Origin of the sequence: Sphingomonas sp. SORGH_AS_0789 (genome assembly GCF_031453055.1) — a bacterium.
GTDB lineage: Bacteria > Pseudomonadota > Alphaproteobacteria > Sphingomonadales > Sphingomonadaceae > Sphingomonas.
The window spans coordinates 4090461-4111453 of sequence record NZ_JAVIYV010000001.1; the positions used below are offsets into that span (position 1 = coordinate 4090461).

Annotated in this window: 1 protein-coding gene; it reads right to left on the minus strand. The window is 66.8% G+C overall.

What is annotated here, in order from left to right; translation table 11 throughout:
- Positions 1–110: 110 nt before the first annotated feature.
- A complete protein-coding gene (locus tag QE360_RS18520) occupies positions 111–20966 on the minus strand; it encodes a cadherin domain-containing protein (protein ID WP_309703948.1) in 20856 nt (6951 codons plus the stop codon).
- Between the last annotated feature and the right edge of the window lie 27 nt (positions 20967–20993).

A 20993-nucleotide genomic window follows, 5' to 3' on the forward strand; every position in this document is an offset into this window, starting at 1 on the left:
CGCGCATCGCATCATAGAGTCGATCGACGCCCGGCACACGACCGCTGACGACGAACGTCACGGCGGATTGCCGAGGCTTCGGACGGCTGGCGCAGCAACAGGCACTCGATTTATCCCGCAAGTGTCAAGGATGCGATCTGAAGCTGGTGACTGCTATCGCTATAGAAGGTGTATTCGTTGCCGTTCTGGACCACGTTCGCGCCCATCGTCAGGGTGTCGTTCCCGTCCGTATGCAACGTCAAATGAGAACTATTGCCTGCACCAGCCAGGGCACGAATGAAATCCGCGTCCACGGTCAGGTTCGCCCTGACATTGTTCTGCGTGAACGATATCTCTTCCACATGGCTTAGCACGGAGGTGAGATCGGTGTTCGTGACTGAACCGCTTCCGGGCGCAAGCGTCACCATGTCGTTCCCCGCCCCGCCGTCGATTGAAATTCCTCCCGACAGGCTGAGGACGAACTGGTCGTCATAATCCGTCCCGATGACCCGCTCGATACCGTTCAGCGTGTCGCCATTGGCGGCTCCGCTCGTACCGACACCCTGCCCCGACCCCATGCCGAGCGTCATCCCGATGCCGGTCGTGGCATCGGCGTAACTGACGGTATCGGTACCGGTACCGCCGATCAGCGTGTCGCCCCCGCCATGACCGTTCAGCACATCGTCCCCGGGTCCAGCATCGATGACGTTGCTACCGCTGCTGCCGAGCAGGACGTCGTTGTACAACGATCCGTTTATGTTCTCGATCCCCGCGAGCACGTCGCCCTGGGCATCGCCGCCGACCCCCGGTGTTCCGTCCAGATAGACCGTCACGCCCGCGGACGACTGGCCATAATCCACTTGGTCGCTGCCATCTCCGCCATCGAGCCGGTCCGCGCCGACACCGCCGATCAGGATATCGTTTCCGCCCAAACCGGAAAGGCTGTCGTTGCCGACGCCGCCATTCAGGAAATCGTCGCCGCTGGTGCCGACGACCACCTCACCTTGCACGTCACGCACGGTGACATGGGCATGCTGGATCGTCACCAGCGTGCCGTCCGACACCAGCACATCGACGTCATAAATGTTGTTGCCATCAGCGTCACTGGGCGCCTCGAAGTCGGGGGCGTTACGGAAACTGATCGCCCCCGTGGCGGAGTCCACATTGAAGAGCGCGCCGTCATTGCCGCCGCCCACCGCGTAAATCAACGACGCGCCCTCTGGATCACGCGCCTGGATCGTTCCGACCACAAGCTGGTTCTCGTCGATCGTGAAATCGCCGGAGGTGATGACCGGAGCCTCGTTGACGTCGGTGACGGCAACGCGGATCATCTGGCTGGTGGTTAGCGTGCCGTCCGATACGGACACCTGCACTTCGTCCAGATGGCTGCCGGTCTCGTAATCCGGCGCGGTCTTGTACGATAGAACGCCGGTGGACGAGATCGAGAACAGCGACCGATCCGCCCCGCCCGTGATGGAATATTGCAGCGCATGCCCTTCGGGATCGCGCGCCGCGATCGTCATGACCGTCGTGCCGTTCTCCGCCACGGTCGCGCTGTTGGGCGAGGTGATTACAGGCGCTTCGTCCACGTCGGTGACGTTGACCGTCAGCGTCTGCGTCGTCGCCAGCGAGCCATCGGAGGCGAGCACCTTCACCTCATAGCTATGCGGGCCGGCATCGTAATCGGGAGCGGTGCGGAAGCTGAGCAAGCCGGTACGCGAGTCGATGGCGAAGACATTGGCGTCCGCGCCGCCTGCGATGGCGTAGACCAGTTGCGCACCCGCATCGGGATCATGCGCGACGATCGTCGTCACCGCCGTCTGGTTTTCCGCCACCGTCACCGTCGCGGTCGGGGTCAGCACAGGCGCTTCATTGACGTTCGTAATCGCCACATCGAAGGTCTGCGTCGCATTCAGCGTGCCATCGGACGCCGCGATGGTGACCTGATAATGGGCCGCTCCGACGGTTTCATAGTCCTGTGGCGACACCAGCGACAAGGCGCCTGTCCGGCTGTCGATCGTGAACAGGGCGGAATTACCGCCATTGACGATCGAATAGCTGACCGCGCCATGCTCTGGATCGACGGCCAGGATCGTCCCGACCGCCGTGCTGTTTTCCGGCACGCTGAGCGCTGCGCCCGTCACGAAAGCGGGAGCCTCGTTGACATCGGTCACGGTCACGGTGACCGCCTTGTCGCTGAAGAGCCCGGTCTGGTCCGTCGCACGCAACACGACCTGATACTGATTATCGCGATTCGCATCGGAGGGGGTGTCGTAATCCGGTGCCGCGACGAAGCGCAAAGCTCCCGTGCTGCTGTCGATCGTAAAGCGTGCCGCATCCGCTCCACTTGCGATCGACCAGCTGATCGTATCGCCCGCATTGGGATCGGTCGCGGTGGCCGTCGCGACACTGGTCCCATTCTCGGCGATCGTGAACGTCGCTGGCGAGGTGATCGTCGGCGGCCGCTGATCGCGCACCACGTCGATGGTCATCGCCTGTGTGGTGACATTGGTGCCGTCACTGGCCGAAACGACGATGTCATAGCGGTTGTTGCCGCCCAGGTCCGTCGGGTGATCGAAATCGGGCGCCGCGATGAACCGCAACACGCCCGTCGTCGGGTCGATCGTGAACCGTGCCTCGTCGGTGCCGGACAGGCCATAGCGCAGCGTCTGTCCTTCCGGGTCCGTGCTAGCCACGGTGGCGACCGCCGTCGTACCTTCCACCACGGTAGCCGCCGTGGTGGAGGTGATCTGGGGCGCCTCGTTCACATTGGTTACCGTCACGGCCAGGTTCTGCGTCACGACGTTGGTGCCGTCCGTCGCCGAGACCATCAGGTTATAGACATTGTCGCCGCCCGCATCCTGCGGTGCCTCAAAGTCGGGCGCGGTGCGGAAGGTGATCGCGCCGGTCTGCGCATCGATCGCGAACAGTGCCGCGTCGGTGCCGCCCAGCAAATAGGTGACGACCGCGCCCGCATCGGGGTCGCTGGCATGCGCCACCTGCACCGCCATGCCGTTCTCCGCCATCGATACCGTCGTTGGCGTGGTAAACACCGGCGCTTCGTTGACGTCGCCGACATTGAAGGTCAGCGCCCGCGTCTGCGACAGACCGTGCGAGTCCGTCACGGTCAGCGTCAGGCTGTGGGTTGCCGCCTGCTCATAGTCGAGGCCGACGCCGTCCTTCAGGCGTACGGTATTGCCGTCCACCATGAAAAGCGCCGCATCCGCACCGCCCAGCGTATAGGTCAGCGTATCCCCGGCATCGGGGTCGCTGGCCACGAACGTCGCCACCGTCGCCGCGACCTGGTTCTCCATCACCGTGCCGACACCGCTCAGCGTCAGCGACGGGGCCTCGTTGACGTTGGTGAGGGTCACGGCCAGGTTCTGCGTCGTGACGTTGGTGCCGTCGCTCGCCGACACCGTCAGGTTGTAGACATTGTCGCCGCCCGCATCCTGCGGTGCCTCAAAGTCGGGCGCGGTGCGGAAGGTGATCGCGCCGGTCTGCGGATCGATCGCGAACAATGCCGCGTCGGTGCCGCCCAGCGAATAGGTGAGGACCGCGCCCGCATCGGGGTCGCTGGCATGCGCCACCTGCACCGCCATGCCGTTCTCCGCCATCGAGACCGTCGTCGGTGTCGTGAACACCGGCGCTTCGTTGACGTCGCCGACATTGAAGGTCAGCGCCCGCGTCTGCGACAGACCGTGCGAGTCCGTCACGGTCAGCGTCAGGCTGCGGGTCGCCGCCTGCTCATAGTCGAGACTGACGCCGTCCTTCAGCCGTACGATATTGCCGTCCACCATGAAAAGCGCCGCATCCGCACCGCCCAGCGTATAGGTCAGCGTATCCCCGGCATCGGGATCGCTGGCCACGAACGTCGCCACCGTCGCCGCGATCTGGTTCTCCATCACCGTGCCGACGCCGCTCAGCGTCAGCGACGGGGCCTCGTTGACGTTGGTGAGGGTCACGGCCAGGTTCTGCGTCGTGACGTTGGTGCCGTCGCTCGCCGACACCGTCAGGTCGTACACATTGTCGCGGCCCGCATCCTGCGGCGCCTCAAAGTCGGGGGCGGTGCGGAAGGTGATCGCGCCGGTCTGCGGATCGATCGCGAACAATGCCGCGTCCGTGCCGCCCAGCAAATAGGTGAGGACCGCGCCCGCATCGGGGTCGCTGGCATGCGCCACCTGCACCGCCATGCCGTTCTCCGCCATCGATACCGTCGTCGGCGTCGTGAACACCGGCGCTTCGTTGACGTCGCCGACATTGAAGGTCAGCGCCCGTGTCTGCGACAGACCGTGCGAGTCCGTCACGGTCAGCGTCAGGCTGCGGGTCGCCGCCTGCTCATAGTCGAGGCTGACGCCGTCCTTCAGGCGTACAATATTGCCGTCCACCATGAAAAGCGCCGCATCCGCACCGCCCAGCGTATAGGTCAGCGTATCCCCGGCATCGGGATCGCTGGCCACGAACGTCGCCACCGTCGCCGCGATCTGTTTCTCCATCACCGTGCCGACACCGCTCAGCGTCAGCGACGGGGCCTCGTTGACGTTGGTGAGGGTCACGGCCAGGTTCTGCGTCGTGACGTTGGTGCCGTCGCTCGCCGACACCGTCAGGTCGTACACATTGTCGCGGCCCGCATCCTGCGGCGCCTCAAAGTCGGGGGCGGTGCGGAAGGTGATCGCGCCGGTCTGCGGATCGATCGCGAACAATGCCGCGTCCGTGCCGCCCAGCAAATAGGTGAGGACCGCGCCCGCATCGGGGTCGCTGGCATGCGCCACCTGCACCGCCATGCCGTTCTCCGCCATCGATACCGTCGTCGGCGTCGTGAACACCGGCGCTTCGTTGACGTCGCCGACATTGAAGGTCAGCGCCCGTGTCTGCGACAGACCGTGCGAGTCCGTCACGGTCAGCGTCAGGCTGCGGGTCGCCGCCTGCTCATAGTCGAGGCTGACGCCGTCCTTCAGGCGTACAATATTGCCGTCCACCATGAAAAGCGCCGCATCCGCACCGCCCAGCGTATAGGTCAGCGTATCCCCGGCATCGGGATCGCTGGCCACGAACGTCGCCACCGTCGCCGCGATCTGTTTCTCCATCACCGTGCCGACACCGCTCAGCGTCAGCGACGGGGCCTCGTTGACGTTGGTGAGGGTCACGGCCAGGTTCTGCGTCGTGACGTTGGTGCCGTCGCTCGCCGATACCGTCAGGTTGTAGACATTGTCGCCGCCCGCATCATGCGGGACCTCGAAATCGGGCGCGGAGCGGAAGGTCAACGCCCCCGTGTTGGGGTTGATCGTGAAGAGATTGGCATCCGCGCCGCCCGCGATCGCCCAGTTCAGCGTCGTGCCCGCATCAGGATCGCTGGCGGTCAGCGTTCCCACTACCGTTCCGTTCTCCGCCATCGAGAGGGTCGCTGGCGAGGTGATGACGGGCGCTTCGTTGACGTTGGTGACGGCGATGGTCACCGTCTGGATATGGGTCGATCCGTCCGCATCGGTCGCGGTCACCTGGACGTTGCGGGTCGCCCCCGCTTCGTAATCCAGCGACGCCCCGTTGGCGAGGACGATGGTGTTGCCCGACACCGTGAAGGACGCCGCATCGGGACCCCCGGTGATCGCATAGGTCGCGCTGTTGCCGTCCGCCATCGCCAGCGTCGCGGCGACGGTGCCGGCGGCGCTGTTCTCGGCGATGGTGCCGGTCGGCGTGATCGTCATGCCCGCAATCAACCGCGCCGCGCTTAGCGTGCCGTCGTCGAACTGGAACTTCTCGACATTGGTGACGGTGTCGTTTCCGTCCGGCCCGTTGATCGTATAGGTCTGCGTCGTCGCGTTGTAGGAGACGGTATAGGCGGCGCGATTGCCGGAATAGATGGCGGTGTCCACGCCCCCACCGCCGTCGATACGATCGTCACCGGCGCCGCCGCGGATGACATCGTCGCCACCCCCGGTGATGGGGTCGGTGCCCTTGCCCGGGACAGTGACGTTGTCGATCACGAAGCTTTCGTTCGTCACCGCCTCGTTCATGTTCGATCCGAAGCCAAGCGTCAGGACTCCCGAAGCCGGGGTCGGAACCGTCAGCGTCAGTGTCAGCTTGGTATCGAGCCCACCCCCACTCCAGCTATTCGAATAGTTCCCCGACGTCATGCTGCCGGTCCAGGTGGCACCGTTGACGGGCGTGATCGTGAAGTCGGAGAGGCTGGACGAACTCATCCCGCGCGGCGCAACGATCATCAGCGTTGCGACGCCGTTCACATAGACATACACGCCTTCGTTCGTGTCGTACGAGTCGAGCAAGTAAAGATCGAAACTGACCTGAGTCGTCCCCGCCCCGGGGGCATCCAGAATGTAACTCTTGCTGATCTGCTGCGAATAGACGTTGGTGTTGCCCGAACCGGCGAACGGTCCCAGAACCACGCTGCCGTCTAGCAGGGTGTAGGTGGCAGGAACCGACCCAGCCGCATTCTTCCAGCCCGATGCTCCGGTATCGAAGGTTTCCAGACCGCTGGTTCCAAAGGCATTAGTGTCACCGCTGATCGTGTCGTCGCCGTCACCACCATTTATGACGTCGTTGCCGCTGCCGCCGATGATCGTATCATTGCCGTCGTCGCCAGAGATCCGGTCGTTGCCGAATCCGCCATCCATAACGTCGTCGCCACCGCCGCCCGACAGGGTGTCGTTGCCGCCGGCATCGGCAAAGACCACCTTGTCGATCAGGAGGCCGCCGCCTGCCGTGGTGAATTCGATCTTGTCGCTGCCCCCCGTGCCGGTGACGAGATAGGCGAAGCTCTGCCAGCTATTGGCCGCATTGGCCGTATCAATCGTGGCGATGACCGTGCCGTTGAACAGCACGTTGACCGTACCAGTTGTAGTTGCGTTCCAGTTCCCCAGATCAAATTTCAGGATATAGGTTTCACCGGCGGTTGTCGTGACGTTCTGCCAGACATCGGCGACTTGCCCCGACTGAAGGCGCATCGCCTGATTCAGCGGCGTTCCGTCGGAGTTGGTATAGTTGCTGAAGATATCGATTCTTCCGGCCGGACTGCTCCAGCCGGTCGCGGCGGTCGCCGCAAAGGACGTATTGGTACCACGCGCCGCGCCGGTATAGGATTCGAAATTCCCGTTCACCAACAAATTGGCCGGATTGCCATAGGTGATCAGGTTCCTGAGATCGCCAGGGATCGCCCCGTCACCATAGATGGTGTCGTTTCCATCGCCACCAGCGATCGTGTCGTCGCCCAGCCCACCGGTCAGGACATTGGCGTTACCGTCGCCGGTCAGCGTATCGTTGCCGACCGACCCGGTGACGCTTTCCATGCTGATCAGCGTATCACCCTGCGCATCCCCGCCCAGGACAGCGCCCGTGGCGAGGTTGACAGTGACAGGCGCTGCGGATCCCGCATAGGAGACGGCATCCGATCCCGCCCCGCCGTCCAGCCGGTCCGCGCCGATGCCACCGATCAGGACATCGTCCCCCGCACCGCCGGAAAGCGTATCGTTGCCCAGACCGCCGTCCAGCACGTTGTCACCGGCATCACCGGTCAGCGTGTCGGCATAATCGGTACCGGTCAGGTTTTCGATCCCCGACAGCGTGTCGGTCACCAGGCCGGAACCTTCCTGCCCCTTGGTCTGCGTCGCGAGCTGCTGAATCTCCGCCTGGGTCAGCGCGGATTTGAAGACGGCGAAGTCGTCCATCTTCCCATCGAGCGCGCGCGTGTTCGACCAGTCCCGACCGATATAGTTGTCGGAATAGGTGGCGTTCGCCAATACCACGGTGTTTTCCGAATTGGCGACCACATTCCCGTTCAGATAGATCGTCATGCGACCAGCCTGATAGGTCACCGCCACGTCGTACCAAGTGCCTGGGGTGGTAAGGCCGGCGGCCGTCTGGGCCCCAAAAACGTTGCCGGTCACACCATCACGAATCTCGAAGTACAGCCCCCCCGACGTGGTGCGGTTCAGAAAGATCTGGCCGGCGGAATTGGTGGAGTTGCTGATCCCGAAGCGGAATATTCCCTCGTTCGAGCCGGCAGGCTGATCGAAATTGACCTTGGTAGCGATGGTGAAGCTTTCGCCGAAGGTCAGCGCGCCGACCCTTGCATTGCTGTTGCTGTTCCCCGCGAAATCGACCGCCTTGCCGCCATGATCGTCGGCGACCCAGTTGGCGTTGCTCAGCACGATGCTCTGCGTCCCGCCAATTGCGGTGGCGGTATTGCCCGATCCTTCCGAAAAGCTCCAGCCGGCGATCAGGCTGGCATTGGCATAGGGCGTTGCCGCGCCGGGCGTGCCCGCATCGCCGCCAGAGGCGACGCCCGTCGCGAGACTCGCGTTGACACCGGAACTGGACCCCGCCCAACTCGCGGTATCGGTGCCCCTGCCACCAATGAGGGCGTCCGCTCCCGTGCCGCCCATCAGGATGTCGTCCCCGTCGCCGCCGAACAGCACGTCGTTGCCGCCGCCGCCGACCAGCGTGTCGTTGCCCGCCGCGCCGTCCAGCGCATTCACCCCGCCATCACCCGCCAGATAGTCGGTGAAGTTGGACCCGATCAGGTTTTCGACATTCGTGATCTGATCGTTATTGGCCCAGCCACCCGATGCCTTGGTCGCCCCATTGCTGTTGGCGCCCAGATCGACCGTTACGCCACCCCAGCTACTCGTTTCGACATAGGTCAGCGTGTCGATGCCTGCGCCGCCATCGATGCTGTTCGCATTGCTGTTCGCATAGATCAGGTCGTTGCCCGCGCCAGCCTGGAACCCATAGAGTTCCCGAGTCCCCTTCAGAATGTCGCTATATGCGGAACCGACCAGGATTTCGAAGTTGCTCGTGATGTCTGCGCCAGCGCCGACGGTATTGCGCGGCAAATATTGCCAGACGTTATTTAACCACCCGTTATAGTTCGCGACAACCATGACACCACTGGTCGCGCTGGCATAGCTCAGCGTGTCGGTGCCTGCACCGCCATCGAGCGTATCGTCGCCCGCACCGCCGTCGATCACATCGTTGCCTGCGTCACCGCTGATCTTGTTGTTATTCGCATCGCCGGTCAGCGTGTCGTTGAACGTCGATCCCCACAGGCTTTCGATACCGGTCAACGTGTCGCCAGTGGCATAGCCGCCAAATGCGGTTCTGGTGGTCAGATTGATCGTAACGGCCGCATTTGACCGCAAATAATTAACCAGATCATTGCCCGCACCGCCATCGAAGACGTCATTCCCCGCGCCTGCGACCATGACGTCGTCGCCCGCGCCGCCCTTCAGCACGCCGCCCGAATCAGTAGCGTAGAGATAATCGTTGAACGCCGAACCGATGACGTTCTGGATATTGACCAGCGTGTCGCCCTGCGCATCGCCACCGACACCCTGACCGGCATTGGCATAGGTGCCGTTGACCAGGCTCAGATTAACCGACACGGCCGCACCCGATGCGGAATAATCGGCCGTGTTGCTGCCTGCGCCGCCGTCCAGCGTATCGGCGCCGCCCAGGCCCGCCAGCACGTCGTTGCCGTCGCCACCCAGCAGGGCGTTGGCGTTGGCGTCGCCGGTCAGCGTGTCGTCAAAGGCGGAGCCGGTGACATTCTCGACATTCTGGATCAGGTCGTCCTGCGCGTCGCCGCCCAGATTGACGTTGGTGGTCAGGTTGACGGTGACACCCGTCAGCGAGGCGACATAGGTAATGGTATCGGTCCCGTCGCCGCCGTCGATCGTGTCGTCTCCGCCCAGCCCCACGAGCGTGTCGTTGCCCGCACCGCCGCGCAGGACGTTGTTGCCACTATTGCCGGTCAGCATGTCGTCAAGCGCCGAGCCGGTCAGGTTCTCGATCCCGGTCAGCACGTCGCCGGACGCATCCCCCGTGGAGCTTTGCGCCGTCGCCACCCTCAAATCGACGGTCACGCCCGCGCCGGACCCGGCATAGCTCGCCGTGTCGCTGCCCGTGCCGCCGTCGAGCGTATCCGCGTCTGCGCCGCCCTCCAGAACGTCGTCGCCCGCGCCGCCGGTCAGGGTGTTCGCACCCGCATTGCCGGTCAGGATGTCCGCCTGCGCCGAACCGAGGATATTCTCGAAATTGCTCAGGATATCGCCCGATGCGTCCCCGCCCGACAGCTGCGCCGTGGTCAGGTTCAGGTTGACCGTGACGCCTTGCGCCGAATTGGCGTAGGACACGGTGTCGATGCCGTCCCCGCCATCGAGCGTGTCCGCGCCGCCCAGCCCCTCGATGATATCGTTGCCGGCAAAGCCCTTGATGATGTTGACGCCGCCGGTGCCGGTCAATGTGTCGGCGTTACCGGAGGCATAGATGCCTTCGAGCCCGGTATAGGTATCGCCCTGCGCATAGCCGCCCGACCCGACCCCTGTGGTGAGGTTCACGGTCACGCCGCCGTTGCTGTATGCATAGTTGACGAAATCGAAGCCGGCGCCACCGTCGATCTGATCGGCGCCGGCATTGGCGACCAGATTGTCGCCGCCGCCGCCGCCCTGCAACTTGCCTCCGCCTGCGGACGCGGCGAGAATGTCGTTATAGGCCGACCCGATCAGGTTCTGAATGTTGGCCAGCGTGTCGCCCTCGGCATCGCCGCCACGCCCCACCGCACTGGTGACCATCCCCAACGGGGTTGCGATCTGAAGATTACCCAGCGTGACATAGACCGCCGCACCCGAGGCGCTATAGTCGGCGGTGTTGCTGCCCGCGCCACCATCCAGCACGTCCGCGCCGCCCAGGCCCGCCAGCACATCGTCTCCGCCGCCGCCCTTGAGCAGGTTGACGCCTGCCGTACCGGTCAGCACGTCGTTGCCGCTGCCGCCGGTGACGTTCTCGATCGCGATCAGCGTATCGCCATCGGCGTCGCCGCCCGCCCCCGTGCCGGCCGTCAGGTTGATGGTGACGCCATTGGACGACGCGCTGTAATCCGCCATATCGATGCCGTCGCCGCCGTCCAGCACATCCGCACCGCCCAGACCCGCCAGCACGTCGTCGCCCGCGCCGCCGCGCAGGATGTTGCCGCCGCCATCGCCGGTCAGCGTATCGGCATAGGCCGTGCCGATGACGTTCTCGACATTGGTGATGACGTCGCCCTGCGCATCGCCGCCCGAGGCCGTCTGCGTCGCCAGATCGACCGTTACGCCCGCCGTCGAGCCGGAATAGTCGATGGTATCATTGTCGGCGCCGCCGTCGATCGTGTCAGCACCGGCGCCTGCGACCAGCGTGTCGTTGCCCGCGCCGCCCATCAGCGTGCTGCCCGTCGCCGCCGCCGTCAGCCGGTCGGCATAGGCCGAGCCCAGCACCTTCTCGAACCCGCTGAGGATATCGCCCGACGCATCGCCTGCGGACACCTGCGCGGTGGCCAGGCCCATATCGACGGTGACACCGACGCCCGACCGGGCATAGGACACCGTGTCGATGCCAGCGCCGCCGTCGAGCAGATCGGCGCCGCCAAGCCCCTCGATCACGTCGTCGCCGGCGGCGCCACGGATATCGTTGCTGCCCGATGTGCCCGTCAGCGTGTCTGCGAAATTCGAGCCGTACAGAGCCTCGATCGCGATCAGCGTGTCGCCCGCAGCATAGCCGCCGCTGGCGGTGCCGAGCGAGAGATCGATCACCACCCCTGCCGTGGAGAGCGAGTAATTCGCGGTGTCGCTGCCGTCACCGCCGTCCAGCACGTCCGCGCCGACGGCCGCCAACAGAACGTCATTCCCACTGCCAGCGGACAGACGGCCACCCGACGCCCCTGCGATCAGATAGTCGCTGAACGCGGTGCCGATGACGTTCCGGATGTTGCGCAGCGTGTCGCCCTGCGCATCGCCGCCCTGCCCCGAACCGGCCGTGATCGCACCGCCGGTCAGCTGGTTGGCGGTGATCGTCGCAGTCGACAGGTTGACCTGAACACCCGCCATGGACGCCGAATAGTCCGCCGTATTGCTGCCGGTGCCGCCATCCAGCACGTCCGCACCGCCCAGGCCGGCCAGCACGTCGTCGCCGGCACCACCCATCAGCACGTTGGCGCCCGCGTCGCCGGTCAGCGTGTCGGCGTAGCGCGATCCGGTCAGGTTCTCGATATCGACCAGCACGTCGCCGGTGGCCTCGCCCGCGCTGCCCTGACCCGATGCAAGGCTGACCGCCACGCCCGCCGTCGCATTGGCATAGCTCGCGGTGTCGTTGCCAGCGCCGCCGTCCAGTACGTCCGCGCCCACGCCGCCTTCCAGCATGTCATCGCCCGCGCCGCCAACGAGCATGTTGGCACCGCTGTCGCCGGTCAGAATGTCGGCGAAATCGGAGCCGACGACCTGTTCGATCGACACCAGCGTGTCGCCCTGCGCATCGCCGCCGCTATTGGTGCCCGTCGCCAGATTGACCGTCACCCCCGCACTCGAGCGGGCGTAATCGGCGATATCCGTGCCGCTGCCGCCGTCCAGCGTGTCGCTGCCCGCGCCCGACACCAGCCGGTCGTCGCCCGCGCCGCCGGTCAGCCGACCGCCCGCCGCCGCTGCGGTCAGCACGTCGGCATAGGCCGAGCCGATCGCATTCTCGATCGAGACCAGCGCATCGCCCTGCGCGTCGCCGCCCTGCGCCGTCCCGGCAAGCAGATCGACCGTCACGCCCGCACCCGATGCGCTATAGTCCGCCGTGTCGCTGCCGTCACCGCCGTCCAGCACGTCGGCGCCACCCAGGCCCGCCAGCACGTCGTCGCCAGCACCGCCGGTCAGCCGGTTCGCCCCCGCATCGCCGGTCAGCGTATCGGCCATTGCCGAGCCGACCAGATTCTCGATGCGGAGCAGCGTGTCGCCCTGCGCATCGCCGCCGATGCCCGTGCCGCTGGTCAGGTCGACGGTCACCGCCGCCGCCGACCCGGCGTAGTTCGCCGTATCGCTCCCGGACCCGCCGTCCAGCACGTCGGCGCCGGCTCCACCGGCGAGCAGATCGTCGCCCGCGCCACCAATCAGCGTGTTGGCATTGCCGTCGCCCATCAGCACGTCGTCGCCCGCCGAACCGATGACCCGCTCGATCGAGGTCAGCGTGTCGCCATCGGCATCGCCGCCCCGGCCGGTACCTGCGGCCAGATCGACCGTCACCGCCCCCGTGGAGGCGGAATAGTCCGCCGTATCGACGCCGCTGCCGCCGTCCATGACGTCCGCGCCGCCGCTGCCGACCAGCAGGTCGTCGCCCTCGCCACCGCGCAGCACGTCGGTGCCCGCATCGCCTCTGAGCACGTCCGCGCCGGCATTGCCGTCCAGCGTCGATCCCGTTGCCGCCGCCGACAGGCTGTCGTCATAGGCCGAGCCGACGACCCGTTCGATGCTGGAGAAGCTGTCCCCGGTCGCGTCGCCGCCGCTGGCGGTGCCGGTTTGCAGGTCGATCGTCACCCCGGCGCCCGAGGTCGCATAATCGATCGTGTCGAAGCCGTCGCCGCCGCGCAGCACGTCCGCGCCGACACCGCCCCGCAGCACGTCGTCGCCGATGCCGCCGTCCAGCACGTCATTGCCCGCGCCGCCGTCCAGCATGTCGTTGCCCGCACCGCCGGTCAGCGTGTTGGCGGCGCCATTGCCGGTGATCGTGTCCGCCTGCGCGGTGCCGATCACATTCTCGACATCGCGCAGCACATCGCCTTCGGCGTACCCGCCATGCCCGACCGATCCGTCCAGTCCGACGACGATGCCAGCGGCGGAGCCGGAATAATCGACGGTGTCGTTACCGTCGCCACCCGACAGCGTGTCCGCACCGTCGCTGCCGACCAGGATATCGTCGCCCGCGCCGCCCAGCAGCGTCTCGGCACCGGCGACGCCGACCAGTCGGTCGTTGAAGGTGGAACCAATGACCTTTTCGATCGAGATCAGGCGATCGCCCGCCGCATCGCCGCCAGCCCCGGTGCCGGTCGACAGGTCCACGGTCACGCCAGCGCCCGAGGCGCTATAGTCCGCCGTATCGAATCCGTTGCCACCGTCGAGCAAGTCGGCACCGCCCAGACCCGCCAGCACGTCGTCGCCAGCACCGCCCGTAAGGGTGTTCGCACCGCTGGTGCCGGTCAGCGTATCGGCCATTGCCGAGCCGGTGACATTCTCGAAATTTGCGATCTGGTCGCCGCTCGCGTCGCCACCGCTCGCCGTGTTGGTCGTCAAATTGACCGTCACGCCGCTCTGCGACGTCGCATAATCGAGCGTGTCGATCCCGTCCCCGCCATCGAGCTGGTCCGCCCCGCCCCCGCCGCGGATGACGTCGTTGCCGGCCCCGCCCAGCAGCGTATTGGCCCCGGCCGTACCGCTCAGAACGTCGTCGAACCCGCTGCCGACCACCGCCTCGACGCTGCGCAACACGTCTCCGGTGGCATAGCCCCCGCTCGCCGTCCCCGCGGCAAGGTCCACCGTCACCGCCGCAGTGGAGCGCGAATAGTCGACCGTGTCGGTGCCCGAACCGCCGTCGAAGCTCTCCGCCCCCGCACCCGCCTCCAGCCGGTCGTCGCCGCCCTGCCCCGACAGGACATGCGCATTGGCGTCGCCGACGAACACATCGCCCTGGTTGCTGCCGATCGCGGCCTCGATGCCCGAGAAGCTGTCGCCCTCCGCATCGCCGCCCTGGCCCGTGCCGCTCGCCAGATCCAGCGTCACGCCCTGCGTCGACGCGCTATAGTCGATCGTGTCGAAGCCCACGCCGCCTTCCAGCGTGTCGGCCCCCGCGCCGCCGACCAGCACGTCGTCGCCCGCGCCGCCGACCAGATGGTTGATGCCCGCATCGCCGGTCAGCCGATCGGCAAAGGCCGAGCCGGTGACATCCTCGACGCCGGAGATGCGATCCCCCGCCGCGTCACCACCCGTACCCGTGCCGGTCGCCAGACTGACGCTGACCCCCGCACTGGAAGCGGAATAATCGATACGATCGCTCCCCGCACCGCCGTCGATGGTATCCGCACCGGCCCCGGCATAGATCACGTCGTTACCGGCACCCGCGACGATCACCGACCCCGCTGCCGCCGTGCGGATCACGTCGTCATGCGCAGATCCGATCGCATCCTCGATCGACACCAGCACGTCGCCCGTCGCATCGCCGCCGCTTGCCGTTCCCGCCGCAAGGTCGAGCGTCACGCCAGCGGACGAGGCGGAATAATCCACCGTGTCGCTGCCGTCACCGCCATCCAGCACGTCCGCGCCGCCCAGGCCCGCCAGCACGTCGTCGCCCATTCCGCCGCGCAGCACGTTCGCGCCGCTGGAGCCCGACAGCACGTCGTTGCCGCTGCCGCCGGTGACGTTCTCGAACCCGCTGATCTGATCGCCCTGCGCATCGCCGCCCGCTGTCGCGCCGGTGGCCAGGTTGACCGTCACCCCCTGTGCGGAAGTGGTATAATCGAGCGTGTCGTTGCCGACGCCGCCGTCGAGCACGTCTGCCCCCGCGCCGCCGCGGACGACGTCGTTGCCCGCTCCACCCGACAGCCTGTTGATGCCTGACGCACCGACCAGCACATCGTCATAGGCACTGCCCACCACGGCTTCGATGCCCGACAGCGTGTCGCCCTCGGCATCGCCGCCCAATGCCGTGCCGGACGACAAATCGACCGACACGCCCGCTCCGGAGGTCGAATAATCCGCGGTGTCGACCCCGTCACCGCCCTGCAGCGTGTCGGCACCGGCGCCACCGACCAGGATGTCGTCGCCCGAACCGCCGCGCAGCACGTCATTGCCCGCTCCGCCATCGAGCCGATCGCTACCCGCTCCGCCCGACAGCGTGTTCGCCGCGGCATCGCCGATCAGCACGTCATCATTGTCGGACCCGGTCAGATTCTCGATCGAGATCAGGACGTCGCCCTCGGCATCGCCGCCATGGCCGACACCGGTTCCAAGGTCGACGCGCACGCCATCGGCCGATTGCGCATAGCTGGCGGTGTCGCGGCCGTCGCCGCCGTCCAGCACGTCCGCGCCTGCGGCGCCGGTCAGCACGTCGTCGCCCGCGCCGCCCTGCAACGTGTCGGCCGCGTCCGATCCGGTCAGCGCGTCGTTGAACGTCGACCCGACGATGCGCTCGATGCTGTCCAGCACGTCGCCCTGCGCATCGCCGCCGCTGTTGACGCCGGTCGTCAGGTTGATCGTCACCGCCGCGCTCGACGCGCTATAGTCGGCGGCGTCGATGCCCGCGCCGCCCTGGAGATCGTCCGCCCCCGCGCCGCCGATCAGCACGTCGTCCCCGGCGCCACCAACCAGCTTATTGGCCCCGGCATTGCCGGTCAGCACATCGCCATAGGCGCTGCCCAGGACGGCTTCGATGCCGCTCAGCCGGTCGCTCTCGGCATCGCCGCCCCGGCCGGTGCCCGCCGACAGATCGACCGTCACCCCCGCACCCGATGCGCGATAGTCCGCAGTGTCGAAGCCCGCGCCACCCTGCAGGCTATCCGCCCCGGCGCTCCCAACCAGAAGGTCGTCGCCCGAACCGCCGATCAGGGTGTCCGCACCCGCACCGCCGGTGACGACGTCGTCGCCCGCGCCGCCGTCGATGACCGCGCCGCCATCCCCGCCGGTCAGCACGTCGTCATGGGCCGATCCGATCAGGCTTTCGATGCTGGTCAGCGTATCGCCGGTCGCATCGCCGCCATCCGCGCGGCCCGCCTTCAGGTCGACGGTCACGCCCGCCGCGGAATTGGCGAAGCTCGCGGTATCGATACCGGCGCCGCCATCCAGCCGATCGGCACCCGCGCCCGCGATCAGCACGTCGTTGCCGGCCCCGCCGGTCAGGCTGCTGCCCGACGCTGCCGCGCGGAGCCGATCGGCGAAGGCGGTGCCGATGACATTCTCGATCCCGCTCAGTCGGTCGCCCTCGGCATCGCCATATTGTGCGAAGCCGGTCGTCAGGTCGACCGCAACGCCGGCGGACGAGGCGGCATAATCGGCCGTGTCGACGCCGTCGCCACCCACCAGCGTGTCCGCGCCCGCCCCGCCGGTCAGCAGGTCGTCCCCCGCCCCGCCGGTCAGGACATTGGCGCCGCCATCGCCGGTCAACACGTCATTGCCCGACGATCCGGTCAGGTTCTCGATCCCCGACAGCGTGTCGCCTTCGGCGTCGCCGCCATGGGCGAGGCCCGTCGCCAGGTTCACCCGAACCGCCGCCGCAGACGTGGCATAGTCCGCCGTGTCGCTGCCGCTGCCGCCGGTCAGCACGTCGGCGCCCTCGCCACCGACCAGATCATCGTCGCCCTCGCCGCCGGTCAGCGTGTCCGCGCCAGCGCCGCCCATCAGACGGTCGTCGCCGCTGCCGCCCGACAGGATATCGTCGCCGTCGTTGCCGATCAGCTCGTCGGCCCCCGCCCCGCCGTCGATCGTATCGGCCCCGGCCGTGCCGGTGATGCGATCGTCGAAAGAGGAGCCGATGACATGTTCGATCGAGACGAGCCGGTCGCCCTGCGCGTCACCGCCGCTGCCGACCGAGCCGTCCATGGCCATCGTGATGCCCGCGCTCGAATCGGCATAGCTGGCGGTATCGAAGCCCACGCCGCCGTCCAGCGTGTCGGCACCCCCGCCGCCGGACAGCATATCGTCTCCCGCACCGCCCTCCAGCGTCTCGTCTGCGGCGCTGCCCTTCAACATATCGTTGAAGTCGGTTCCGACGACATGCTCGATCGAAATCAGCGTATCGCCGCCCGCCAGCCCGCCGGCGCCCGTCCCCGCTTGCAGGTCGACGGTGATCGCGGCGGAGGACGCATGATAGTCCGCGGTATCGAACCCGGCACCGCCGTCCATCACGTCCGCGCCCAGCGAGCCCGTCAGCATATCGTCGCCGCCACCACCGTGCAGCTCGTCCGCGCGGTCCGAACCCCGCAGGCGGTCGTTCCATGCCGAACCGACCAGTGCCTCGATACTGTCATAGGCGTCACCCTCGGCGTCACCGCCATGGTTGGCGCCACCGTCCAGCCCGATATCGACCGCGCTCGTCGAGTCCGAATAATCCGCCGTGTCAAAGCCCGCGCCACCGATCAGCTGGTCGGCCCCGCCACGCCCGGTCAGCACGTCGTCGCCCTTGCCGCCGGTCAGCGTGTTGGCACCGCCATCGCCGCCCAGGTGATCGTCCAGGTCGGACCCGATGAGATTCTCGATGCCCGACAATGTGTCGCCCTGCGCACTGCCGCCCTGCCCGACGCTGCCGTCCAGCGAGACGGACACGCCCGCCGTCGAGCCGGAAAAATCCGCCGTGTCGATGCCGCCGCCGCCGACCATCTGGTCAGCGCCCGTGCCGCCGACGAACCGGTTGTTCTGGTCGTCGCCGATCAGGACGTCGTCGAACGCGGAACCGATGATGTCCTCGATCCCGCTCAGGCGATCGCCCTCGGCGTCCCCGCCATGCCCCTGCCCCGTCGACAGGTCGACCGTCACCCCGGCGCTGGAGGCGGAATAATCGGCGATATCCTCGCCCGCCCCGCCTTCCAGCGTGTCGGCGCCCGCGCCGCCCACCAAGACGTCGTCACCACCACCGCCCGCCAGGTCGTTCGCCCCCGCGTTACCGACCAGCAGATCGTCATATCCACCGCCCAACACACGCTCGATGTTGATCAGCCGGTCGCCCATCGCTTCGCCAGTGGAGGCACGGCCGTCCAGATAGACGTTCACGCCGGCCGAGGCGTCCGAATAATCGGCGGTGTCGAACCCGTCGCCGCCGTCCAGCACGTCGGCACCCAGGCCGCCGACCAGCATGTCGTCGCCCGTACCGCCGACCAGCACGTCGTCTCCGGCGCTGCCCTTCAGCACATCGTCGAACGCGGAGCCATGCACTTCCTCGATGCCGGTCAGCATATCCCCATCTGCATCGCCGCCATGGGACACGGACCCATCGAGCGCGACCTGCACGCCCGCCGCGCTGTTCGCATAGTCGGCGATGTCATGGCCCGCGCCGCCGTCCAGCGTATCGGCGCCCGCGCCGCCCACCAGCACGTCGTCACCGGCCCCGCCGCTCAGGCGGTTCGCACCCGCGTCACCGGTCAGAACGTCGTTGAAGACGGAACCCGTGACATTCTCGACGTTGCGCAACCTGTCGCCTTCGGCATCGCCGCCCACACCGGCCGTTCCGTCGAGATAGGCCGTCACGCCCGCGCGCGAGCCGCTATAGTCGGCGGTATCCACCCCGTCGCCGCCGTCCAGCACATCCGCGCCGCCCGCACCGACGAGATTGTCGTTGCCCGCGCCGCCGATCAGCGTGTTGGCGGTGTCGTCACCGGTCAGCACGTCATCGAAGGCAGAGCCCTCAAGCCCCTCGATCGAGACGAACGTGTCGCCCACCGCATCGCCCGTCATCGGCGATCCGTTGAGCGATGCCTGCACGCCAGACGCCGCACCGGCGTAACTGGCGATGTCGAAACCGTCGCCGCCCTTCAGCGTATCGGCCCCGGCCCCGCCTTCCAGAATGTCGTCGCCCTTGCCGCCGCTCAGAATATCGTCGGCGGCATCGCCCACCAGGCGATCGTTCAGGTCCGAGCCGACCAGGATTTCGATATTGGCATAGGTATCGCCCTCGGCATCACCGCCATGGCTGACCCGCCCGTCGAGATAGACGCTGACGCCGACCTTGCTATCGGCAAAGCTGACGGTGTCGATGCCAGCGCCGCCGTCGACATGGTCCGCCCCGGCTCCGCCGGTCAGCACATTGTCGCCCGCATCGCCGTACAGATTGTCGTCGAACGCGGACCCGACCAGATTCTCGATCCCCGACAGCTTGTCGCCGTCCGCGTCGCCGCCCCTCCCCGGCGTGCCGTCCAGATAGGCCTTCACGCCCGCGCTCGCGGTGGCGTAGCTCGCGGTATCGATACCATCACCGCCGGTCAGCGTGTCGGCACCGCCGCCACCGACCAGCAGGTCATCGCCCTTACCGCCCTCCAGCGTGTCGTTCGCCGCCGCGCCATAGAGGGCGTCGTTGCGATCCGAGCCGATGACATGCTCGACGTTGACGATCATATCGCCCTCGGCATCGCCGCCATGGCTGGCGGTGCCGTCGAGGTGGATTTCCAACCCCTTGGTCTTATCGGCGGGCGGGGTCTTCTCATTGGCGAAGGCATCGGCATAGGACACGGTGTCGAAGCCGCCGCCGCCATCGATCTTGTCCGCGCCCTCGCCGCCCTTCAGCACGTTGTCGGCGTCGCTGCCGGTCAGCGTGTCGTCGAACGCGGTGCCGATGACATTCTCCACCGACGTGTAGCTGTCGCCCTCGGCATAGCCGCCCTTGCCGGTCCCCGCCTTCAGGTCGACCGTCACCGCGGCGTTCGACATGGTGTAACTGACCGTGTCGGTGCCGCCGCTGCCATCGATCTGGTCGGCGCCCGCGCCCGCGACGATCAGGTCGTTGCCGTCGCCTGCGTTGACGATATTGCCCGGCGGGTTCGAAAACAGCACATAGATCGGCGCGCCCGTGACTGGATCGACCGCCTTCATGTCGGCTTCGCCGGACACCATGTGGATGCCGAAGTGCGTCGAAACGTCGACGGAATAGGTGTAATCGGCTCCCCCCGTGGAGAGGCCCAGCGCGATCGGCAGAAAGAATTCGTTCTGGAATCCGCTGGATGCCACCGGCGTACCGAGTTTCGGCAGAACGTAAGTCAGCTGAACGTCGAAGGTGAAGTGCGTTTCCGTCGACGGATAGGTCACGGTCGCGCCCGTCGCGTCGACGCCCGAGGTGACGACCTTGATATTGCCCTGGTCGATCGAGATGACCCAGCCCTTGTCGGTCTTGGTCGCGTTCTGGACCGAATAGCCGTCCGGCAGGGTGGGGACGAGCACCTGCTGCAGGGCGAGGCTGCCCGCCGGCACCATCGCCTCGACATGCAGGGTGCGCGAGCTGGTGCCGGACGGCGCCTGCGCCGCACTGTCCACGACGATCACGTCGTCGCTGCCGGTTCCCGAAATCGTCTCCCGCGCCGATTGCGCTCCATAGGATTTGTCGGTGGACGAACTGGCCCCGCCCGTCGATCCGGTGATGTGGTTCGCCCCGCTCTCCGACGTCGTCTTGACGCCCTCCTGATTGTACAGGGTGAAGGTCAGCGTCGGCACGAGCTTGCCCAGCCCTATGCCCGTTCC